Source organism: Coprococcus sp. RTP21428st1_C9_RTP21428_210409 (assembly GCF_040227395.1).
Classification (GTDB): Bacteria; Bacillota; Clostridia; order Lachnospirales; family Lachnospiraceae; genus Coprococcus; species Coprococcus aceti.
On record NZ_JBEHVV010000129.1, the window covers coordinates 1 to 2,606 of the forward strand.

4 protein-coding genes are annotated in these 2,606 nt (G+C 35.2%); all 4 read left to right on the forward strand.

Features of this window, described 5'->3' with window-relative positions:
- Positions 1-513, forward strand: a 513-nt coding sequence (locus ABUA34_RS14095; protein ID WP_161172303.1) for a glycohydrolase toxin TNT-related protein, incomplete at its 5' end; no start/stop codon positions are given.
- 20 nt (positions 514-533) lie between these two features.
- Positions 534-947: an Imm63 family immunity protein gene (locus ABUA34_RS14100; protein WP_055148057.1), complete on the forward strand. Its 414-nt coding sequence runs from the start codon at positions 534-536 to the stop codon at positions 945-947.
- 256 nt (positions 948-1,203) lie between these two features.
- Complete coding sequence (locus ABUA34_RS14105) at positions 1,204-1,866, forward strand: hypothetical protein (protein ID WP_133300893.1); 663 nt, start codon at positions 1,204-1,206, stop codon at positions 1,864-1,866.
- A 15-nt stretch (positions 1,867-1,881) separates the two neighbouring features.
- Complete coding sequence (locus ABUA34_RS14110; protein ID WP_055148064.1) at positions 1,882-2,199, forward strand: hypothetical protein; 318 nt, start codon at positions 1,882-1,884, stop codon at positions 2,197-2,199.
- The last annotated feature ends 407 nt before the right edge of the window (positions 2,200-2,606 follow it).

Here is a 2,606-nt window from a genome sequence, read left to right on the forward strand (position 1 = left end):
GCCAAGACCTGGGCAGAGTGTGCAATAACATCATTTGTTTTGCGGTCAGTTTTTGAGGGTGGAAAGTCATCGTCAAAGGCAGATGGAAAGAATAAGGTTATGTCTACTAGCAAAGGACGGGTGGAGTCTGAAAGTAGTATTATTTGTGAGGGTGGAAGTGAAACAAGTTGGTATAAAGCAGATGGTACAATAAATTATCCACCAAATAACGGAGCTGTACCAGGAACAGAAGTAAATATGTCGTTAAAACCAGGAGATACATTTGGGCGGTATGGAAATATTGGGAATAAGAGTAACTTTGTAACACAAACAGGTGCAAATGCAGATAAATTAGCATTGCCACCAACTACTGACCCTAATATTTATCAGGAATTTAGGGTTATAAAGGAAATACCAAACACTATCCAAGCAGAGATTGCAGCATGGGGAGGTTCTGCAGGTGGAGGATTACAATATGAATTGCCAATGCCGATTTTACAATTAATTAGAGAAGGCTATATAGTGCCAAAATAAATAGAGAGAGGTGAAAAACTATGTTAACAACAAATGAACTGCAAAAATATATTATGAGTGAAATTAATGATAAACTAGATGAGATTTCATACAGTAATGTTTTTTTCGAAAAAGGGGATGATAATAGTGCTGAGGGAACATACATTTTTAGTACAAATTCAAATTATCATATTCTTTATGCAGAAAAGGGGAAGATAAGAAGTGATATAGTTGTAAATGACGAACGAGAAGTATTGTGGTATGCTTTAAATATATTATCAACAAATATTACTATGAAGTATGCCATGAATAATCAAGAGAAAGGAAAAGATTTCCGAAGACCACTCTTTGAGAAAGAAAAAAAAATATTTGCTTTATTTGGTGAGGATTTTTTAAAAAGGAAAGATGAAGAGATTAATGAAATACTTGAAAAAAATCCGTATAATGATATTTAATTATGGTTATACTTTAGGACTCCAAAACCCTTAACTCAAAAAGCTATTTTAATCTCTGTCTGTTCACGAAGTGAATGACATACAGAGATTAATAATAGCTTTTTGTCATTTACCTGAATCCGTGAAGTTCACGGATTTATAAACTATCGCCGTAGATGCTGGAAGGATATTGATTGGGAATGTAGCAGAAGATAAAGCTTGTGATGCAATCTATCAAAGTACAGACAGCCATATATTGGCAATGTTGGGAAGCAATATGGTAGAAGAAGTTATATCAGGAAACCCAGCGAACAGTTCCGTATCAGAAATCGGAGATGTAGCGAGAAAGACGGATATTGAAGAACTAAGCCATACAACGATATTCAAGAACTCAGATGACATTGCCTTAGGTGAAAAAGCTTTAAGTAATGTAGAAGTGAATAAGCTAGATGATGTTGCAGAAGTTGTAGAGAGTGGTAGTACAACTGTTATATATTGGTCAGGTGATATAGCTAATTATCAATATAATATGATTGAAAATCCAGGACCGTTAGCAGAAATGCCTAATCAACCTGCAAAGAATTTCTATGGTGGCAGATACAATATGGAAGTATTACAGGAAGATAGAATAATGTATCGAGCAGGTAATGCTCAAAATCCGTATGGAAGATGGTTTACGAGTGAGCCACCTGCTTCTGTTACTAATGTAAGAATTGACGCAGCGGTAAAGACTCATTGGATAGACCCGAAAACTGGTGCGTATGAGGCAAGCTCTTATATAGATAATGTATATGCGATTAAAGTACCAAAGGGTACTACTATTTATACAGGATCAGTCGGACCGCAAGGTGGAGTATACGTGGGAGGATATAATGTTATGCAAACCTATATAGATGCACCATGGACTTTTGAAGTTGTAGGAAAAACACCGTTACAATAGATTGGAGATAGAAGAATGATAAGAAATGAAGAGTTTTTGCAGTTGCGAGAGGCGTATATAGAGATTGGCAAAATGGTACAAAAATATGGATATGGACAATATAACGGGATATTAAGAATTCTTATGGGACAAGTTAATTGTATTGACTCGGATGAGAGCAATGGTGAAAAAATGAAATACTTGATAGAAAGCTATAGTAAACTGTTTGCTTCGAGAGGCGGGTTAAGCGATTTCATTATTTATGATGCAGATGTTCAATTAAGAAATCAGTTGAATGAGAAATATAATGACGAAGTAAAAAGGGTTTGGAACATTATGAAAGACTATATTTAATAATGACTTCGTATAAGAACATCCGAAATCACAACTGAATATTTTTTCTTTAAAATTTAGGACGCATTGTTTTCATGGCACTTGGTGCTATGGAGATAATGCGTTTTTTCTATGTTAATTTTCAAATTCTTTTCCAGACTGCTGATATCAGTCTACTTCTTTCGAATATCGTGCCCAGAGTCTGCCTTTTGGTCATCTCACAAAGAGAAAGTGCTCATCTGGCTCAAGAAAACATCAAATCAGAAATCTTGATTCAGATGCAGTTTTTCTATTGAAGATGCTCCATCCGTAAAGGAGGAGTTCATGATTAAGTCCAGGTTGATTATGCCGGAAATAAATCAAGAATTTGATGTTCAATATAATGAGAATGCACAGGTTTGTGATGTGATAACGGATACTTTGGATGT

Excerpts from the sequence above, each read along its gene's own strand:
- ABUA34_RS14100 (WP_055148057.1), top strand. The coding sequence starts at position 534 with ATGTTAACAACAAATGAACTGCAAAAATATATTATGAGTGAAATTAAT.
- ABUA34_RS14105 (WP_133300893.1), top strand. The coding sequence starts at position 1,204 with ATGGTAGAAGAAGTTATATCAGGAAACCCAGCGAACAGTTCCGTATCA.
- ABUA34_RS14110 (WP_055148064.1), top strand. The coding sequence starts at position 1,882 with ATGATAAGAAATGAAGAGTTTTTGCAGTTGCGAGAGGCGTATATAGAG.